The 17,844-nt window shown below is 71.3% G+C and carries 13 protein-coding genes; 3 read left to right on the top strand and 10 right to left on the bottom strand.

The annotated features are described in order from the left end of the window. Positions 1-251: 251 nt before the first annotated feature. From M2283_RS20050 to M2283_RS20010, 9 genes are all read right to left on the bottom strand, one after another. Complete coding sequence (locus M2283_RS20050) at positions 252-1,445, bottom strand: pseudouridine synthase (RefSeq protein ID WP_280877676.1); 1,194 nt, start codon at positions 1,443-1,445, stop codon at positions 252-254. Beyond that, the gene (gene scpB, locus M2283_RS20045) at positions 1,445-2,101 is read right to left on the bottom strand and encodes an SMC-Scp complex subunit ScpB (protein WP_280877675.1); all 657 of its coding nucleotides are present in this window, start codon (positions 2,099-2,101) and stop codon (positions 1,445-1,447) included. Before scpB ends, M2283_RS20050 begins: the two co-directional genes overlap by 1 nt. Continuing rightward, on the bottom strand, positions 2,098-3,168 hold the full coding sequence (locus tag M2283_RS20040) for a segregation and condensation protein A (protein WP_280877674.1): 1,071 nt from the start codon (positions 3,166-3,168) through the stop codon (positions 2,098-2,100). The genes scpB and M2283_RS20040 overlap by 4 nt, the downstream gene beginning before the upstream one ends. 18 nt (positions 3,169-3,186) lie before the next feature. After that, complete coding sequence (locus tag M2283_RS20035) at positions 3,187-3,747, bottom strand: hypothetical protein (RefSeq protein WP_280877673.1); 561 nt, start codon at positions 3,745-3,747, stop codon at positions 3,187-3,189. Continuing rightward, entirely contained in the window at positions 3,732-4,877 is a 1,146-nt protein-coding gene (locus M2283_RS20030; RefSeq protein WP_124002477.1) for a ParA family protein, read from the bottom strand. The genes M2283_RS20035 and M2283_RS20030 overlap by 16 nt, the downstream gene beginning before the upstream one ends. Positions 4,878-5,322: 445 nt before the next feature. After that, positions 5,323-6,438 carry an alanine dehydrogenase gene (gene ald / locus M2283_RS20025; RefSeq protein WP_280878190.1) on the bottom strand — a complete coding sequence of 372 codons (1,116 nt, stop codon included), beginning with the start codon at positions 6,436-6,438 and terminating at the stop codon, positions 5,323-5,325. A 145-nt stretch (positions 6,439-6,583) separates the two neighbouring features. Further along, positions 6,584-8,719, bottom strand: a complete 2,136-nt coding sequence (locus M2283_RS20020) for a tetratricopeptide repeat protein (RefSeq protein ID WP_280877672.1) — start codon at positions 8,717-8,719, stop codon at positions 6,584-6,586. A 201-nt stretch (positions 8,720-8,920) separates the two neighbouring features. Next, positions 8,921-9,547: an NUDIX hydrolase gene (locus tag M2283_RS20015; protein ID WP_280877671.1), complete on the bottom strand. Its 627-nt coding sequence runs from the start codon at positions 9,545-9,547 to the stop codon at positions 8,921-8,923. Positions 9,548-9,667: 120 nt separating this feature from the next. Further along, positions 9,668-11,317: a CTP synthase gene (locus M2283_RS20010; RefSeq protein WP_280877670.1), complete on the bottom strand. Its 1,650-nt coding sequence runs from the start codon at positions 11,315-11,317 to the stop codon at positions 9,668-9,670. A gap of 505 nt (positions 11,318-11,822) precedes the next feature. On the opposite strand from M2283_RS20010, the gene M2283_RS20005 reads away from it, so the two are divergent. Both M2283_RS20005 and M2283_RS20000 read left to right on the top strand, forming a co-directional pair. After that, positions 11,823-13,625, top strand: a complete 1,803-nt coding sequence (locus M2283_RS20005; protein ID WP_280878189.1) for a glycoside hydrolase family 15 protein — start codon at positions 11,823-11,825, stop codon at positions 13,623-13,625. Between the two features lie 97 nt (positions 13,626-13,722). Further along, complete coding sequence (locus M2283_RS20000) at positions 13,723-15,105, top strand: FAD-binding oxidoreductase (RefSeq protein WP_280877669.1); 1,383 nt, start codon at positions 13,723-13,725, stop codon at positions 15,103-15,105. Here M2283_RS20000 and M2283_RS19995 read toward each other — a convergent pair. After that, on the bottom strand, positions 15,092-16,048 hold the full coding sequence (locus M2283_RS19995) for an LLM class F420-dependent oxidoreductase (RefSeq protein WP_280877668.1): 957 nt from the start codon (positions 16,046-16,048) through the stop codon (positions 15,092-15,094). The two genes, M2283_RS20000 and M2283_RS19995, sit on opposite strands and share 14 nt — an antisense overlap. Before the next feature lie 78 nt (positions 16,049-16,126). Here M2283_RS19995 and M2283_RS19990 point away from each other — a divergent pair, with 78 nt between their 5' ends. After that, complete coding sequence (locus M2283_RS19990) at positions 16,127-17,803, top strand: PucR family transcriptional regulator (protein ID WP_280877667.1); 1,677 nt, start codon at positions 16,127-16,129, stop codon at positions 17,801-17,803. Positions 17,804-17,844: the final 41 nt, after the last annotated feature.

Below are 17,844 nucleotides of genomic sequence, written 5' to 3'. Positions count from 1 at the left end.
GACAGCACCTCGGGGCACCCGGGACGCCCGAACGGCCCCGCATCGGCCACAGCGGCCCCTGGGCGCCCGTCAGGCGCCGTCCCAAGCGTGTCGGTGGCGATCCCGCGCCTCTGCCACCGGCAGGGCTCTGTCGTCGTATCCATGCCCGCTCCTCGTCTCGCCGTCAGCCATACAGACCGCCGACAGGGCGAAAACGCATCGGCCGGCCCCGGAGAAAATCCAGGACCGGCCGTTCAGGAACTGAGGTCGTCCTAGAGGTCGACCTCCTGCATCAGCATCCCGACCTCGGTGTTCGACAGCCGCCGCAGCCAGCCCGACTTCTGGTCGCCCAGCGTGATCGGCCCGAAGGACGTGCGCACCAGCTTCTCGACCGGGAAGCCGGCCTCCGCGAGCATGCGGCGCACGATGTGCTTGCGACCCTCGTGCAGGGTGACCTCGACCAGGTAGTTCTTGCCGGTCTGCTCGACCACCCGGAAGTGGTCCGCACGCGCGTACCCGTCCTCCAGCTGGATGCCGTCCTTGAGCTGCTTGCCCAGGTCGCGCGGGATCGGGCCCACGATGGCGGCGAGGTAGGTCTTCTTCACGCCGTACTTGGGGTGGGTCAGCCGGTGCGCCAGCTCGCCGTGGTTGGTGAGCAGGATCACGCCCTCGGTCTCGGTGTCGAGCCGCCCCACGTGGAAGAGCCGCGTCTCCCGGTTGGTGACGTAGTCGCCGAGGTTCTGACGCCCGTCGGGGTCCTCCATGGTGGAGACGACACCGGCGGGCTTGTTCAGCGAGAAGAACTGGTACGACTGCGTGGCGACGGTCAGCCCGTCGACCTTGACCTCGTCGTGCTCCGGGTCGACCCGCTTGCCCTGCTCGACGACGATCTCGCCGTTGACCTCGACGCGGGACTGCTCGATCAGCTCCTCGCAGGCACGCCGGGAGCCGTAGCCCGCGCGCGCGAGGATCTTCTGCAGCCGCTCGCCCTCCTGCTCGGCGCCCGGGAAGGTCTTGGGCGGCTTGATGTCCTTCTTGCCCGCGTACCGCTCCCGGTTGCGCTCCTCGGCCCGCGCGTCGTACTCACGCGAGGTCGCCGGCACCGAGCGCCCGCGTCCGGTGCCCTGGCCCTGCCTGGGACCGCCCTTGGCACCACCGCGCGCGGAGGCGCCGCGCCCGGACTTCGGACCCTCGTGGGAGGCCGCCGGGCCTACGTCGTAGCGGCGCTCCTCGGGACGGGGCTTGCCGGGACGCTTCGGCTTGTCGTCGCGCCCTCCCGCGCCCCTGGGCTGGGAGCCGCCCCCACCGCCGGAACCCCGGGAGCCGCCGCCCCCACCGGAACCCCGGGAGCCGCCACCGCCACCGCCACCGGAACCGCGGGGGTTGCCCCCACCGGCACCGCGGGGATTGCCGCGCCCGCTGTTCCTGCCACTACCGCCGCCACTGCCACTGCCACTGCTTCGCATCAAAGTTCCGTCGTCGTCGTGTCGTCTGCATCTGCATCCGGTGCATCCGGATCGAACGACGGGACCCCTTCCAGCGTCTCCGCCTCGATCGCCTCGGCCTCAGGGAGGAAGGGCGCGAGCTCCGGGAGCTCGTCCAGGCCGCGCAGGCCCATCCGCTCCAGAAAGTAGTTCGTCGTCGTGTACAGGATCGCACCTGTTTCGGGTTCCGTGCCCGCCTCCTCGACCAGACCCCGCTGCAGGAGGGTGCGCATCACGCCGTCGCAGTTGACTCCGCGGACCGCCGAGACCCTGCTGCGGCTGACCGGCTGGCGGTACGCGACGACCGCGAGGGTCTCCAGCGCCGCCTGGGTGAGCCGGGCCTGCTGCCCGTCCAGGACGAACCCTTCGACGGCCGGCGCGTACTCGGGCCGGGAGTAGAAACGCCACCCGCCGGCGATGAGCCGCAGCTCGAAGCCACGCCCCTGCACGGCGTACTCGTCGGCCAGCTCCCGCAACGCGTCCCCGATCTTCCGCTTGGGCCGCTGCAGTATCTTCGCGAGGTGCTCCTCGGTCGCGGGCTCGTCCACGACCATGAGGACGGCCTCCAGGGCGGGCTTGAGATCGAGGTCGGCGACAGTGCGCGGGCCCGCCGACAGATCAGTGGTCTCCTCGCTCACGCCTTCTTCTCCTCCGTCGGCTCCTTGGACTCCTTGGGCACCTCGGGCGGCCGGTCGAACTCATCGGTGACCACGGGCTCGCTCTCGCCCTCCCCACCGGTCCACCGCACGATCAGATCCCCGAGGGCGATCTCCTGATCGAGCGCCACGGCCTTCTCCCGGTACAGCTCCAGCAGGGCCAGGAACCTCGCCACGACGGTCAGGGTGTCGTCGGTGTCCTCGACGAGCGTCCGGAAGCTGGCCTCGCCGAGTTCCCGCAGCCGCGCGACCACGATCCCGGCCTGCTCCTGCACGCTCACGAGCGGCGCGTGGATGTGATCGACGTACACCTGCGGCTTGGGCCTGGGCTGCATCGCCTTCACGGCGAGCTTCGCGAACCCCTCCGGCCCGATGCTGATGACCACCTCGGGCAACAGCTCGGCGTGATGCGGTTCGAGCCCGACGGTACGGGGATACCGGCGCGCCTCCGCTTCAAGCCGCCGGTTGAAGATGTCGGCGATCTGCTTGTACGCCCGGTACTGCAGCAGCCGCGCGAAGAGCAGGTCCCGAGCCTCCAACAACGCCAGATCGGCCTCGTCCTCGACCTCGGCGGAGGGCAGCAACCTGGCCGCCTTGAGATCCAGCAACGTGGCGGCGACGACCAGGAACTCCGTCGTCTGATCCAGATCCCAGTCCGGCCCCATGGCCCGGATGTGCGCCATGAACTCGTCGGTGACCTTCGACAGCGCGACCTCGGTGACATCCAACTTGTGCTTGGAAATCAACTGAAGCAGCAGATCGAAGGGCCCCTCAAAGTTGACGAGCCGAACCTTGAAGACACCGTCGTCGGCTTCGGCGACGTCCTCGGCCGGCTCGGGGACAGCCTCGGCCGGTTCGGGGACGGGCTCCGACAACTCGGCGACCTGTTCCGCCGGTTCGTCAACCGACGGCTCGATCTCAGGTTCGGCCCCGTTGTGCCCACCGGGCTCAGCCGGCGACTCGACCTCAGCGGTCCCGGGCCCCCGCCCGAGCGCACGCCGACGACCGCCGGAAGCGGCGGAAGCGGAGGCAGCATCGTTCGAGGTCATCGCCCCGCACGTTACCGCCTACCGCCCACGCAGTCGCCGTACCAGAATGCTCGCGTCCCCGCGGGACTCCAGGTCGGCCAGCACCACGGCGACGGCCTCCCGCACGATCCGCCCGCGGTCGACCGCGAGCCCGTGCTCACCCCGAAGCACCAGACGCGCGTGCTCCAGATCGATGAGCTCCTCGGCGGAGACGTACACCGTGATCTTCTCGTCGTGCCGTTCGCGCCCACTGGGCCGACGCGAAGGACTCCGCCCCCGCTTGCGCGGAGCGGCCTCGGCGGCAGAACCTTCCTGCGCCCCCTGACGTCGTCCGGAGCCGGCCGCGCCGCGACTGCGGGACTCGCCGTCGTCGGCCTCCGACTCGGCCGCCACATGCTCGGCGCCCTCGCCGTCGCCGCCCTGTACGGGCACCGACTGCGGCGCGTCCTCACCGGCCGCGACCCCGTCGCTCTCCCCCGCGGGAGCGGGCACACGGGCTTCGCCGTTGACCCCCCGCCGCGGAGTGGACGGCTGGAGTGCCATTCCCCCTGTCGTACGGAAGAGTTCGTCGGCCCCCGGCAGACTCACTCGGCGTGACACCGGGCGAGCACCTCCCTGGCGAGCTGACGATAGGCGGCGGCACCGACGGAGTTGGAGGCGTACGTGGTGATCGGCTCACCGGCGACCGTGGTCTCCGGGAAGCGGACCGTGCGCCCGATGACCGTGTGGTAGACGTGGTCGTCGAACGCCTCGACGACACGCGCGAGCACCTCACGGCTGTGCACGGTGCGCGAGTCGTACATGGTGGCGAGGATCCCGTCGAGCTCCAGTTCCGGGTTGAGTCGCTCCTGGACCTTCTCGATCGTCTCCGTCAGCAGTGCGACACCACGAAGAGCGAAGAACTCGCACTCCAGAGGCACTATCACCTTGTGCGCGGCCGTCAGAGCGTTGACCGTGAGCAGACCGAGCGAGGGCTGACAGTCGATCACGATGTAGTCGTAATCGGCCATGAGCGGCTTCAGGGCGCGTTGCAGTGTCGACTCGCGCGCGACCTCGGAGACCAACTGGACCTCGGCGGCGGACAGGTCGATGTTGCTCGGCAGCAGGTCCATGTTCGGGACCGCGGTCTTCAGGAGCACCTCGTCGGCCGCCATGCCCCGCTCCATGAGCAGGTTGTAGACGGTGAGGTCGAGCTCCATCGGGTTGACCCCGAGACCCACCGACAGCGCGCCCTGCGGGTCGAAGTCCACGAGCAACACGCGCCGTCCGTACTCCGCGAGCGCGGCACCCAGGTTGATGGTCGACGTGGTCTTGCCGACGCCGCCCTTCTGGTTGCACATCGCGATGATCTTCGCGGGGCCGTGATCGGTCAGCGGGCCCGGGATCGGGAAGTACGGCAACGGGCGTCCGGTCGGGCCCACGCGCTCGCGGCGCTGGCGGGCGGCGTCGGGCGCGAGCGTGGCCGCGTACTCGGGGTCGGGCTCGTACTCCGCGTCGGGGTCGTAGAAGTGCCCCTCGGGCAGTTCGTCGTAGTCGGCGAAGTGGTTGTGGGGCGCGCCACTTCCGTCGCCGGCCATGGCGTTCACGTGATGGCCATCCATGCTCTGGTGTGCTGGCTGAGTCATCCCGGACATCTGAGACACCTGATGACTCCTCTGGGCTGCGAAGGTGCGCACAGCAACGGAGCCGACAGCCTCGAACCCCGCGGGACCCTGGCCCCGTACAGGCATTCCTGGTTGACCACCCCCGGGAGAAAATGTCGACTCATTCACAAGTCGTCTTACCTCCTTGGTGACCAGGAAACTTCTAGACAGGTCAGCGTGGCACCATGCCGACGGTTGGCGACTCTATGGCGTGTCGGGCGTTCGCAGCAACACAATCCGCCGGACCCGGCAGGATGTGTCGGCAATGAAACATCCCTCTGTCAAGGGCGTACGGGCGTCGCACGGCAGGTTTCACCGGTGCACGAATCGGTTCAAGGGTTACGTTCGACGCGAGTTGACCGAGAGTCGCAAAGTGACCATACACACATCCGGCCGAACCTTGTGGTGCAAGGTCCGGCCGTGTGTACGTCGTTGACGCGCCTTGTTGACGTATCGCCTTTACGAAAAGGTGACTTAGCCCCTGAGCTGCCGCGAAGCCGCGTTCAAGTCGCCCTCCATGTCGACTTGGGGCTCAGCCGAGCAGCGAGTCGAGCTCCACGTGCTCCAGGCCGTGCGCCTCGGCGACCTCCTTGTAAACGACCTTGCCGTCATGGGTGTTGAGGCCCTTGGCCAGCGCGGCGTCGCGGCGCAGCGCCTCCACCCAGCCGTGGTTGGCGAGTTCGACGATGTAGGGCAGCGTCGCGTTGGTCAGCGCGTAGGTCGAGGTGTTGGGCACCGCGCCCGGCATGTTGGCGACGCAGTAGAAGACCGAGTCGTGGACCATGAAGGTCGGTTCGGCGTGCGTGGTCGGACGGGAGTCCTCGAAGCAGCCGCCCTGGTCGATCGCGATGTCGACAAGAACACTTCCGGGCTTCATGCGCGACACCAGCTCGTTGGTGACCAGCTTCGGTGCCTTGGCTCCCGGGATGAGGACCGCGCCGATGACGAGGTCGGCCTCCAGGACGGCCTTCTCCAGCTCGAAGGAGTTGGACATGATCGCCCGGACCTTGGTGCCGAAGACCCTGTCCGCCTCGCGCAGCTTGTTGATGTCGCGGTCGAGCAGCGTGACGTGGAAGCCCATGCCGACGGCGATCTGCGTCGCGTTCCAGCCGGAGACCCCGCCGCCGATGACGACGGCCTTCGCGGGCTGGGTGCCGGGGACGCCGCCGGGGAGCACGCCGCGGCCGCCGGCCGAGCGCATCAGGTGGTAGGCGCCGACCTGCGGGGCGAGCCGGCCCGCGACCTCGGACATCGGGGCGAGCAACGGGAGCGCGCGGCCCGGGAGTTCGACGGTCTCGTAGGCGATCGCCGTGGTGCCGGACTCGACGAGCGCGTCGGTGCACTCCTTGGAGGCGGCCAGGTGCAGGTAGGTGAAGAGCGTCTGGTCCTTGCGGAGGCGGTGGTACTCCTCGGCGATGGGCTCCTTGACCTTGAGCAGCAGGTCGGCGGTGGCCCAGACCTCGTCGGCGGTCTCCAGGATGTGGGCGCCTGCGGAGACGTACTCGTTGTCGGGGATCGAGGAGCCGAGACCGGCGCCGCGCTCGATGACGACCTGGTGGCCGCCGCGCACCAGCTCGTGCACACCGGCGGGGGTGATGGCCACCCGGAACTCGTTGTTCTTGACCTCGCGGGGGATGCCGACCTTCACGTGGATCACGGTCCTTGGCTCAGGGGAATGTGGTGCATTACATGACATACCCAGGCACGAAGGCGCACACCGGGGTACACCGCAGGAGAAGGTGCGGCAGACCCAGTTTAATGAAGGCGTTCCCGCTGTCTAGCCTTTCATTGCATCAATCTTCTGCGGATGTACTACGGATTTCGCAGGCATCAGCGTCTTGTTTCGGGAGATCGGCCTGCTCCGGCCCCTCTTCGGCCTGTTCCGGCCCCTCTTCGGCCTGCTCCGGTCCCGCCTCGGCCCGCTCCGCGTCCGCCTGCTCCGCCTCCTCCTCCCCCAGCAGCCGCTCGGCGGTCCCCCGGTGCAGCTGCGCCGCGGCGGGGTCGCCCAGGCGCTCCAGCGTGTCGGCGAGCCGCAGTTGCAGCGCCGCCTGCAGCCGTACGTCCTCGGCGCGACGCGCCCACTCCACCGCCTCGTGGCAGGTCGCCAGCGACTCCTCGGGCCGCCCGGCGTACTCCTGGACGCGCGCCAGTTCGCTCAACGCCCGTGCGTGCGCGGCCACCTCACCGTTCCTGCGGTGCCCGGCGACCGCGGCCCGCCAGGACCGCTGTGCCTCGCCGTAGCGGCCCGCGTAGGTCTGGGCCGCGCCGATGCGGCCGTACAGCCGGGCCGCCTCCGCGCGGTCGTCGCGGGCGAGCCGCTGGGCCAGCGCCCGGCCGAACCAGTCCGCCGCCCGGTCGAAGTCCCCGAGCTCCAGATGCGCCCCGCCTACGGATTCCGTCGCGCGGCCGGTCGCGTACGGGTCGTTCGCCTCCCGTCCGGCGTCCAGCGCGGCCCGGTAGCGCGCCAGCGCGTCCTCGGTCCGCCCGGTCTGGGCGTCCAGGTCGCCGAGGTTCAGCAGGGCGGCGGCCTGTTCGCGGGGCAGCCCGCGCCGCTCGGCCACGTCGAGGACCAGCCGGTGGATGCCGTACAGGTCGGCCGCGGCCGCCTGGGTGCCGAAGTGCGCGACCATCGCCCTGACCAGCTGGGACATCAGTCGGCGGGCCAGCGTGTCGAGCTCCCCGTCGGCGACCGCGAGCCGGGCGGCGGCCAGCAGGGCGGGCCTGCGGATGCGCAGCCAGTCCTCGGCGGCCCGCGGGCTCGGGAAGCGCAGGGAGCGCGGCATGCCCTGGAGCTTCTCGCGCGCCTCGGGGTTGTCCGTCTCGGTGATGGCCCGGCAGGACTGCAGCAGCCGTACCGTCCGCTCCAGCATCCGGGCCCGGGCCAGCTGGAGCTCTCCGGGGCGGTCCTGGGTCTCGGTGAGGGCCTTCAGGAGGGGGTGCAGGCCGCCGGGGACCTCGTACTGCGGCAGCGGCGACTCCACCGCCCGCAGGAGGCCGAGGCCGACGAAGTCGTCCAGGGTGGTGCGGGCGCCGTTCACCGAGCAGCCGGCCAGCGCGGAGGCGGTGTGCGGGTCGACCAGACCGGCCGGGGCGAGGGCGAGCAGGCGCAGTATCCGGGCGGCCGGAGTGGGCAGCGAGGTGTACACGAGCCGGAAGACCCGGCTCAGCGGGGTGCCCTCGTCACCGTCGGCGCGCAGGTGCTTGGCGAAGTCGGCAACGGCGGCCTTGGGGCGCGCGGCGAGCCAGCCGCCGGCCAGGGTGAGCGCCTCGGGGTGCGCCTGGCACTCCTCGGCGAGGTCCTCGGCGGCGCGCGGGTCGACGGTGATGCGGACCGAGCCGGTGTACCGGGTGAGCAGTTCCAGGGCGGACTTGGTGTCGAGGCCGCCGAGGGTGCAGGGGCGGACGTCGGAGATGCCGGTGAGCGGACCGCCGGACACGGCGACGACCAGGCAGTCCGGGGTGTCCGGCAGCAGGGCGTCGACCTGCTCGGCGTCGGCCGCGTCGTCCAGCAGGATCAGCGCCCGGCGGTCGGCCAGGGCGGTGCGCAGCGCCTCGGTGAGGTCGTCCTCGGCGGCTCCGGCGGGCGCCGGCCGCTCCAGGGCGGCGAGCAGGACGCGGGCGGCGCGCTCGACCGGCACGGGGGTGCCGTCGGGCTCGCTCAGCCGGGCCCGGAGCACCCCGTCGTCGTAACGTTCCGCGACCTGCCGTACGAGTTCCTCGGCGAGCGCCGTGCGTCCCGAACCGGGTCGGCCCGCGATGAGCAGCACGCGTGCGCGGGGCGCCTTCTTGCCGGACAGCGTGTCCAGGCCCGCGCGCTCGATGTCGGCGCGGAGTTCCTTCAACTCCCTTGTACGGCCCAGGAACTGACTCTCCGCCGGATCGCGCCCCGACAGCCGGACGCCGCCTGTGTCCACCGCCTGATCCGTCACGGGCCACGCTCCCGTCCCACCGCACGCGCAAGCCCGCCGGGACTCCGGTATCGGGCGTTAACAGAGCCTAGTTCACGCTCTGCTACGTTCCGGGCGGAGCGCGGCGGGCACGTCCCCCGATCGGATCAGCCGATGGTCACACCGGATGGAGTCACTGTGGGTCGCGGGTAGCCGTGGGGACTCTGTGAGATCCCTGTGGGTTCAGGACTCGAACGGACGCGCCGGCCAGGGCGCCTCCGCCGGCCGCAGCGCGTCGAGACCGTCGCCGGCGCGCGCGGCGACCAGTGAAAGGACGCCCACGACGAGGCAGTTGTTGTGCAGGTCGCCGGCGAGCACGCCCCGTACGAGTTCGTCGAGGGGCACGCGTGCGTGCTCCAGGTCGATCTCCTCGTCCTCCGCCTCGAAACGCTGTCCCTCGGCCTCCGACAGATCACGGGCGAGGAAGATACGCACGGCCTCGTCGCAGCCGCCGGCGGTCGTGTAGACGTCCGCAAGCACCCGCCAGTCCTCGGCCTTGACGTGCGCCTCCTCGTACAGCTCCCGCTGGGCGGCGTGCAGCGGGTTCTCGCCGGGCACGTCGAGCAGGCCGGCCGGGATCTCCCACAGCCGCTGGCGCACGGGGTGGCGGTACTGGCGGATCACCAGGACGCGGTCCTGGTCGTCGACGGCGAGGATGCCGACCGAGCCGGGGTGGACCTGGTAGTCGCGGCGGACCACCGAACCGTCGGGCATGACCACCTCGTCCGTGCGGACCGAGGTCTTGTTGCCCACGAACGGGGTCTCCGTGGCCCGGATCTCCCACTCCTCCGGGGTGTCCTTCAGCGTCATGCCCTGTCCTTCCACGAACCTCAGCACGGCCGGCCGCGGACCAGCCGCGGACCGGCCACAAGAAAACCGGGGTGCCCACCTTTTGAAGGTATGCACCCCGGCCACCGTACAACTGGTGTGTTACTTGGAATTCTTGCGCTCGACCGAGGCCTTCACGAGCCCGGCGAACAGCGGATGCGGGCGGGTCGGCCGCGACCGCAGCTCGGGATGCGCCTGGGTGGCGACGAGGTAGGGGTGCGCCTCGCGCGCGTACTCGACGTACTCGACGAGCTTGCCGTCCGGCGAGGTGCCGGAGAACACGATGCCGGCCTTCTTCTCCAGCTCCGCGCGGTAGGCGTTGTTCACCTCGTAGCGGTGGCGGTGCCGCTCCTCGACGTACTCCTTGCCGTCGTACACCTCACGCACGATGGAGCCCTCGGCCAGCTTGGCCGGGTACATGCCCAGCCGCATCGTGCCGCCCATGTCGCCGTCGCCGGCCACGATGTCGAGCTGCTCGGCCATCGTGGAGATGACCGGGTGGGCGGTGGCCGAGTCGAACTCGGTGGAGTTGGCGTCGGCGATGTCGGCCAGGTTGCGCGCGGCCTCGATCACGATGCACTGCAGGCCCAGGCAGAGGCCGAGCAGCGGGATCTTGTTCTCGCGGGCGTACTTGATGGCGCCGACCTTGCCGAGCACACCGCGGTCGCCGAAGCCGCCGGGGATGCAGACGCCGTCGACGTCGGCGAGCTGGGCCGCGGCGCCGGCCGGGGTCTTGCAGTCGTCCGAGGTGACCCACTTGATCTTCACGCGGGCCTTGTTGGCGAAGCCGCCCGCGCGCAGCGCCTCGGTGACCGAGAGGTAGGCGTCGGGCAGGTCGATGTACTTGCCGACCAGGGCGAGGGTGATCTCGTGGTCCGGCTTGTGGACGCGGTCGAGCAGGTCGTCCCAGGTCGTCCAGTCCACGTCGCGGAACGGCAGGTCCAGCTTGCGGACGACATAGGCGTCCAGGCCCTCGCTGTGGATGGTCTTGGGGATGTCGTAGATCGAGCGGGCGTCGGGACAGGCCACCACGGCGGCCTCGTCGACGTCGCACATCAGCGAGATCTTGCGCTTGATCGCGGTCGGCACCTCGCGGTCGGACCGCAGCACGATCGCGTCCGGCTGGATACCGATGTTCCGCAGAGCCGCAACCGAGTGCTGGGTCGGCTTCGTCTTCAGCTCCCCCGACGGGCCGATGTACGGCAGGAGGGAAATGTGGACGACGAACACGTTGTCACGGCCGACCTCGTGCCGGACCTGGCGGACCGTCTCCAGGAACGGCAGCGACTCGATGTCGCCGACCGTGCCGCCGACCTCGGTGATCACGACGTCGACCTCGTCCGTCGCCATGCGGCGGATGCGGTGCTTGATCTCGTTGGTGATGTGCGGGATGACCTGCACGGTGTCACCGAGGTACTCGCCGCGCCGCTCCTTGGCGATCACCGTCGAGTAGACCTGGCCCGTGGTGACATTGGCGGTGCCGTCCAGGTCCCGGTCGAGGAAACGCTCGTAGTGGCCGATGTCCAGGTCGGTCTCGGCGCCGTCGTTGGTGACGAACACCTCACCGTGCTGGAAGGGGTTCATGGTGCCCGGGTCGACGTTCAGATACGGGTCGAGCTTCTGCATGACGACGCGCAGGCCCCGGGCCTTGAGCAACATCCCCAGGCTGGAGGCCGTGAGGCCCTTGCCGAGCGAGGAGGCGACACCCCCGGTGACGAAGATGTGCTTGGTCGTCGTGGATTTCCGAGGCATGGCCAAGAGGGGGCTCCCGTGGTCGCGGTCTGGGGTGCGGTACGGCTGCCTACCGGGATTCTCCGGGGGCACCGTCGCTGCGGTTCGGGGGTTTTTCTCCCACCGGTCCACGGGCTACCAGGGTATCAGCGCCTCGGCGCGATGGCTTCCGGCCACGCTCCGCGTGCAGGTCGACACGTGCTCGCACGCGGTCACGGGTTTCTCACCCGTTGCTCACCCGATCGGCCGATCCGGGTTGCCCGGAGCGGCACGCAGATCATCTACGTGCGTCGTATCCTGCTCGGACACTCGCTGCCGAGCCCGGCCGGAAACACGGCACCACCCCCGCCCGTCCCTCCCGGAACAACGAGAGCTCGTCAGTTCGTTGAGCTGAGATCGTCGTTTTGCCACATGGCCGGAACGACTGCTTTGCTTCACCGCTCAACGACGCATTACAACGACCCCTTGACCGCACTAGCGACAGCCCCCTGCGGGGGGTGACGTGGCCGTTCGACTGGAGTTGCACGTGGCCGGGCGCATCGAAGACTACGCACTCATCGGAGACATGCAGACCGCCGCATTGGTCTGCCGGGACGGCACAGTGGACTGGCTGTGCCTCCCCCGCTTCGACTCCCATGCCGTCTTCGCCGGCCTGCTGGGCACCGAGGAACACGGCTTCTGGCGGCTCGGCCCCGCCCACGCCTCCGACGCGCCGCCGCCGACGGCCGCCCGGCGCACCTACCGCGGCGACTCGCTCATCCTGGAGTCCGAGTGGGACACCCCGCGCGGCACGGTCAGAGTGACCGATTTCATGCCCCCGCGTGACGGCGCCCCGCAGCTGATCCGCATCGTGGAAGGCGTCTCGGGCCGCGTCCCGATGCGCTCGGCCCTGCGCATGCGTTTCTCCTACGGCCGTGTCGTGCCGTGGGTGCACAAGCACGAGGGCCGCACGGTCGCCGTCGCCGGACCGGACTCCGTGTGGTTCGACACGGAGGCCGAGACCTACGGCAAGTCGCTGACCACGTACGCCGACTTCACGGTCGCCCCGGGTGACCGGATCGCGTTCACGATCTCGTGGGAGCCCTCGCACAAGAAGCCGCCCGCCCTGCCGGAGCCGGAGGCATCGCTGCAGGCGACGGAGGACTTCTGGCGGGAGTGGGTGGAGCACTGCACGTACCACGGCCCCTACCGCGAGGCCGTCGTCCGCTCGCTGATCACCCTGAAGGCGCTGACGTACGGGCCGACGGGCGGCATCGTCGCCGCGCCGACCACCTCCCTGCCCGAGGACATCGGCGGGGTCCGCAACTGGGACTACCGCTACACCTGGCTGCGCGACGCCGCCATCACCCTCTCCTCGCTGCTGCGCACCGGCTACCGCGAGGAGGCCAGCGCCTGGCGCGAGTGGCTGCTGCGGGCGGTCGCGGGCGACCCGGAGAACCTGCAGATCATGTACGGCATCGCCGGCGAGCGCGAGTTGGGCGAGGCGGAGCTGGACTGGCTGCCGGGCTACGAGAACTCGGCGCCGGTGCGCGTCGGCAACGGCGCCGCGCACCAGCTCCAGCTCGACGTGTACGGCGAGGTCACCGAAGCCCTGCACCTGGGCCACATGACCGGCCTCGCGCGCAGCGACTACGCCTCCCTGCTCCAGCTCAAGCTGATCCGCTACCTGGAGCAGCACTGGGACGAGCCGGACGAGGGCATCTGGGAGGTGCGCGGCCCGCGCCGCCACTTCGTGCACTCCAAGGTCATGGCCTGGGTCGCCGTCGACCGCACGATCAAGCTCATCGAGTCCGGTGACGCGGACGGCCCGCTGGAGCGCTGGCGCGAACTGCGCGACGACATCCACCGGGACGTGTGCGAGAGGGGTTACGACAAGGAACGCAACACCTTCACGCAGTCCTACGGTTCGAAGGAACTGGACGCCTCGCTGCTGCTGATCCCGCAGATGGGCTTCCTGCCGCCGGACGACAAGCGCGTGATCGGCACCATCGAGGCCATCCAGCGCGAACTGTCCACCCCGGACGGCTTCATCCTGCGCTACCCGACCGAGGGCGACAGCGAGGGCGTCGACGGCCTGCCCGGTGACGAAGGGGCCTTCCTGGCCTGCTCGTTCTGGATGGCGGACGACCTCGCGATGATCGGCCGCGTGGACGAGGCCCGCAAGCTGTTCGAGAAGCTGCTCTCCCTGCGCAACGACCTCGGCCTCCTCGCCGAGGAGTGGGACCCCCACCTGCAACGCCAGGTCGGCAACTTCCCCCAGGCCTTCAGCCACGTCCCCCTCATCGACACCGCACTGCGCCTGACGGCGTCGGGGGCGTACGGCGGCTGATTCCGCCGGGCGGCGACGGCGGGCGGTTGAACAGGACCGCCCGCCGAAGCACGCCTAGGCTGGGACCCATCAGCCCCTTCAGGAAGGGGGCGCCCCCATGGCCTCCCCATCTACGGCGGGCGCGGCTCTCACCGCGCTGCGCGAGGATCTGGTCGGCGACGTGTTCGCCCCGGGAGATCCGGGCTACGACGAGGCCCGGACCGTCTTCAATTCGATGATCGACCGGCGTCCCGCGGTCATCGCGCAGTGCGTCACCGGGGACGACGTCGTACGGGCCGTGCGCTTCGGCAGAGAGCTGGATCTGCCGATCGCGGTGCGCGGCGGCGGGCACAGCGTGGCCGGCATGGCACTCAACGACGGCGGACTGGTCGTCGACCTGCGCCACCTGCGCGCGGTCACCGTCGATCCCGCGGCCCAGACGGTACAGGTCGCGGGCGGCGCCACGATGAGCGACCTGGACCGCGCCTGCCAGCCGCACGCCCTGGCCACCACCGGCGGCCGGGTGTCGACGACCGGGGTCGGCGGTTTCGTCCTGGGCGGCGGCTCCGGCTGGCTGGACCGCTGGTGCGGACTCGCCGTCGACAACCTGCTCGGCGCCGATCTCGTCACCGCGGACGGCGAGCGGGTCCAGGCGAGCGCCGACGAGAACCCGGAGCTGTTCTGGGGCCTGCACGGCGGCGGGGGCAACTTCGGCATCGCCACCGGGCTCACCCTCAAGCTGCACACGCTGCCCGAGTTCTCCATCGCCATGGTGCTGTACCTCCCCGAGTTCGGCCCCGAGGCCGTCCGCACCTATCGCGACCTGATCGCCGCGGGCCCGGACGAGGCGAGCGGCGGCGCGCTGTACATCACCGGGCCACCCGAGGAGTTCGTACCGCCGCACCTGGTCGGCACGCTCCTGTGCGCGGTGCTGCTGACCTATGCGGGGCCCGAGGAGGACATGCTCAAGCTGGCCGAACCGCTGCTGGCGCTGCCGCACGAGTCGCAGGTCGTCGGGGCGATGCCGTACGCCGATGTGCAGTGCATGCTCGACGATCCGCCCGGGATGCGGAACTACTGGTCGGCCGAGTACCTCACGGGCGCGCCTGACGAGTATCTGGACGTCTTCTGCGCCGGGGCGCGGTCCATGCCCGTGCCGACCGGCACCATGCACGTGCTGTTCCCGCTGGGCGGGGCGATCGCGGCCGGTCCGCACGAGTACCCCGTGCCCTACCGGGACGCGCCCTGGGCCGTCCACCCCTTCGCGATGTGGGAGGACCCGGCCGACGACGAACGGTGTGCCCGCTGGGTCCGGGACATGCGCGCCGAAGCGCGGCCGTGGAGCACGGGCGACGTCTACCTCAACTTCATCGGCGACGAAGGCACCGAGCGGGTCGTGGCCGGGGTGGGCGCGGAGAACGCGGGGCGGCTGGCCGCGCTGAAACGGCGTTACGACCCGGACAACGTCTTCCGCTTCAACCACAACATCAGGCCGGCCTGAGAGCCGTCAGCGTCCGCTCCCCGCCCGGGTCCCCCGCCGTGGCCGGCACGAGGGCGATCTCGTCCAGACCCGCCTCCGCGTAGTCGTCGACACGCGCGCGTACGGCGGCCAGGTCGCCGACCAGGCCCACCGTGGTCGCGGCCTCCAGTGGCAGGGCCCGGACCAGCGTGGCGCGGTCGGCGCCGGACGCGGCGAGTTCCACGGCCGCGGCGAAGCCCGCCTCGGCGAACACCTCGCGGTAGCCCGGCACGGTGAGGTAGCCCGCGATGCTGCCCAGCACCTGGGCGAGGGACGCGGGGCCGGGATCGACGGCGGCGGGCAGCCAGGCGGCGAGCGTGGGCCGCGTACGGCCCGCCTTCTCGGCCGCCGCGTCCAGCTTGGCCCGCAGCTCACGGACCTGCGCCGGGGAGACGACGTCGAGGAGCATCCGGTCGGCGTGCGCGGCGGCGGTGGCGATCGCGCGGTCGCCGAAGGCGGCCACGGTGAGCGGGCCGCCGGGGCCCGGAAGGCGGCGGGTGAACACGCTGCCGGGTACGACCGGCTCGCCCACCCGACCCCGCAGCAGGCCGCTCAGGGCCGCCGCCGACTCCTCCAGTGCGGCGGCCGGGCGGACCCGGGGCCGGCCGTGCACGCCCTCGACGACCCGCTTGCTGGACGTGCCGAGCGCCACGCCGACCGCGCGGCCCGTCACGGCCGCGGCCGAGGCGGCACCCCGGGCGATCGTGTACGGGTCCCGCACGTTCACCGGCACCGGCCCCGCCGTCACCGCCACCCGCTCGGTGGCCGCCCCGACGGCCGCCGCGAGCACGAAGGCGTCCCACGTCGGTCCCTCACCGGCCCACACCTCCCGGTATCCGAGCCGGTCGGCGAGGAGCGCGACCCGCACCGGCTCCTCCACCGCACTGTCGTCCTCCCGGGCCACGGCCACCACGCTGAAGTCCATGTCCCGCCGCTACCCCGCTGCCCCCGGCCCACTCCCGGTGGGCTGACCTGGAGGCATCCCGCAGGTAGCGTCCGCTTCATGAACAGCGGCACGGACAGCAACACGGGCACCGGCACCGGCACCGGCACGGACAGCGGATACGACTCCCACGGCGCCGGGATCACCGTTCAGCGGGCGCTGGAGCTGCCCGGCCTGCGCAGCGGGCTCCCCGAGGTCCTGGCGGGCGCCGACCGGCTGCAGCGGACCGTGCGGTGGGTGCACGCGGGCGAGGTGCCCAACATCGCCTCGCTGCTGAAGGGCGGCGAGCTGCTGCTGACCACGGGCTACGGCCTCGGCACCCGTCCGGCCGATCAGCGGGCGTTCGTCCGCACCCTGGCCGAGCGCGGTATCGCGGCCCTCGTCGTGGAGCTGGGCCCGCGCTTCACGCGCCTGCCGGCCACTCTCGTCGACACGGCCAGGGCGGCCGGCCTGCCGCTCGTCCAGCTGCACCGCGAGGTGCCCTTCGTGGCGGTCACCGAGGAGATCCACACCGAGATCGTCAACGGCCACTACACGCTGCTCCAGCGGGCCGAGGAGGTGCACCGCCGTTGTACGGAGGCGCTGCTGGGCGGCGGCGGGGTGCCCCAGGTGCTCGGCATCCTGGCCGACTTCAGCGGCAACCCGGTCTTCCTGGAGACGCCGGACGGGCAGCTGCTGTACGCCGCAGGGGCCGGTCCGGAGGGCGCGGAACCACTCCAGGTGTGGGAGGGGCTGCGCGGCCAGCACAAGGACACCCCGCCGGCCGGTTCCGCCCTGGTGGACGTGCCCGGGGGCGGCCCCGGTACGGGTTCGGTGCGGGCGCGGCTGGTCCTGCTCCCCGTCCGCGCTCCGCTCACCGCGGTGCACCGGATGGCGGCCGAGCGGGCCGCGGGCATCCTCGCCGTCGTGCTGATGCAGGCGCGTCAGGAGGAGGAGTTGGCCGCGCGCGGGCGCGGGGACTTCCTGACCGACCTCGCCGAGGGCCGTATCGCCGCGGAGGACGCGCCCGCGCAGGCGCGCGTGCTGGGCTTCAAGCCGGGCACCAGCCCGCTGCTGCCGGTGGTCATGCGGATCGGCGACGCGCTCGCCCCCGGCGGGGGTTGGGCGGTGCTCGCGCGGGCGGTCGCGGAGGAGCTGGCCTCGGTGGGGGTGCCGGTCCTGCTGGGCGTACGGCCCGTCGAGGGCCGCGTCCCGCTGCTGCTGGGCCTGCGGTCGGAGTCGGAGCGGTCGGCGGTCGCGGACCGGGTCGCGGCGGCGCTGCGGGCCGGGGTGGAGCGCGCCGGGATGCAGCGGCCCGGGGCGCAACCGCCCGTCGTGGTGGTCGGCGTGGCCGGCGGCTGGGCGGCGGCCTCGGCGGGGCTGCGGCACGCGGCGGAGACGGCGACCGCGGCACAGGGCCTGACCGACCTGCCCTGGTACGACGCCCGCCGCCTCGACATCGACCTCCTGCTGTGGCGGCTGCGCGAGCACCCGGACCTGGCGGCCTTCGTAGACCGCGCGATCGGCCCGCTGCGCGACCACGACAACCGCTCCCGCCCGCCGCTCCTGCCCACCCTGGAGACGTACTTGGCGCACGCGGGCCGCAAGGCGGAGACGGCCCGCGAACTCCACCTCAACCGGCAGACGCTCTACAACCGCCTGGCCCGGATCGGCGAGTTGCTCGGCACGGACCTCGACGACCCGCAGACGGTACTGGCGTTGAGCCTGGCCCTGCGGGCCCGCAGGCTCGTGTCCTGAAACGGCGTGCCCGGTTGAGCGGCCAGGGCTGGTGGACGGGC

The organism is Streptomyces pseudovenezuelae, assembly GCF_029892565.1.
In the GTDB taxonomy this organism is placed as follows: domain Bacteria; phylum Actinomycetota; class Actinomycetes; order Streptomycetales; family Streptomycetaceae; genus Streptomyces; species Streptomyces pseudovenezuelae_A.
The sequence above is the reverse complement of the archived record's forward strand: the minus strand, read 5'-3'. Positions and strand labels throughout refer to the sequence as shown.